We start from the raw sequence: 1,677 nt of genomic DNA, 5'->3' as shown, positions 1-1,677 counted from the left end.
TAAGGGCGCATGGTGGATGCCTTGGCATCGAGAGCCGATGAAGGACGTGGGAGGCTGCGATATGCCTCGGGGAGCTGTCAACCGAGCGTGGATCCGAGGATTTCCGAATGGGGAAACCCAGCACGAGTGATGTCGTGCTACCCGCATCTGAATATATAGGGTGCGGGAGGGAACGCGGGGAAGTGAAACATCTCAGTACCCGTAGGAGGAGAAAACAATTGTGATTCCGCAAGTAGTGGCGAGCGAACGCGGAACAGGCTAAACCGCACGCATGGGTAACCGGGTAGGGGTTGTGTGTGCGGGGTTGTGGGAGGATATGTCTCAGCGCTACCCGGCTGAGAGGCAGTCAGAAAGTGTCGTGGTTAGCGGAAGTGGCCTGGGATGGTCTGCCGTAGACGGTGAGAGCCCGGTACGCGAAAACCCGGCACCTGCCTAGTATCAATTCCCGAGTAGCAGCGGGCCCGTGGAATCCGCTGTGAATCCGCCGGGACCACCCGGTAAGCCTAAATACTCCTCGATGACCGATAGCGGATTAGTACCGTGAGGGAATGGTGAAAAGTACCCCGGGAGGGGAGTGAAAGAGTACCTGAAACCGTGTGCCTACAATCCGTCAGAGCCTCCTTTTCCTCTCCGGAGGAGGGTGGTGATGGCGTGCCTTTTGAAGAATGAGCCTGCGAGTCAGGGACATGTCGCAAGGTTAACCCGTGTGGGGTAGCCGCAGCGAAAGCGAGTCTGAATAGGGCGACCCACACGCGCATACGCGCGTGTGAATAGTGGCGTGTTCTGGACCCGAAGCGGAGTGATCTACCCATGGCCAGGGTGAAGCGCGGGTAAGACCGCGTGGAGGCCCGAACCCACTTAGGTTGAAGACTGAGGGGATGAGCTGTGGGTAGGGGTGAAAGGCCAATCAAACTCCGTGATAGCTGGTTCTCCCCGAAATGCATTTAGGTGCAGCGTTGCGTGGTTCACCGCGGAGGTAGAGCTACTGGATGGCCGATGGGCCCTACTAGGTTACTGACGTCAGCCAAACTCCGAATGCCGTGGTGTAAAGCGTGGCAGTGAGACGGCGGGGGATAAGCTCCGTACGTCGAAAGGGAAACAGCCCAGATCGCCGGCTAAGGCCCCCAAGCGTGTGCTAAGTGGGAAAGGATGTGCAGTCGCAAAGACAACCAGGAGGTTGGCTTAGAAGCAGCCACCCTTGAAAGAGTGCGTAATAGCTCANAAGGCCCCCAAGCGTGTGCTAAGTGGGAAAGGATGTGCAGTCGCAAAGACAACCAGGAGGTTGGCTTAGAAGCAGCCACCCTTGAAAGAGTGCGTAATAGCTCACTGGTCAAGTGATTGTGCGCCGATAATGTAGCGGGGCTCAAGCACACCGCCGAAGCCGCGGCACATCCACCTTGTGGTGGGTGTGGGTAGGGGAGCGTCCCTCATTCAGCGAAGCCACCGGGTGACCGGTGGTGGAGGGTGGGGGAGTGAGAATGCAGGCATGAGTAGCGACAAGGCAAGTGAGAACCTTGCCCGCCGAAAGACCAAGGGTTCCTGGGCCAGGCCAGTCCGCCCAGGGTGAGTCGGGACCTAAGGCGAGGCCGACAGGCGTAGTCGATGGACAACGGGTTGATATTCCCGTACCCGTGTGTGGGCGCCCGTGACGAATCAGCGGTACTAACCACCCAAAAC

At 58.4% G+C, this 1,677-nt stretch carries 1 rRNA gene; it reads left to right on the top strand.

The features are described from left to right. Window positions 1-1,677: ribosomal RNA gene (locus tag CXY78_RS00075) — 23S ribosomal RNA — on the top strand; the annotation flags it as partial.

The organism is Cryobacterium sp. N19 (assembly GCF_002929595.1).
In the GTDB taxonomy this organism is placed as follows: domain Bacteria; phylum Actinomycetota; class Actinomycetes; order Actinomycetales; family Microbacteriaceae; genus Cryobacterium; species Cryobacterium flavum.
The sequence above is the reverse complement of the archived record's forward strand: the minus strand, read 5'-3'. Positions and strand labels throughout refer to the sequence as shown.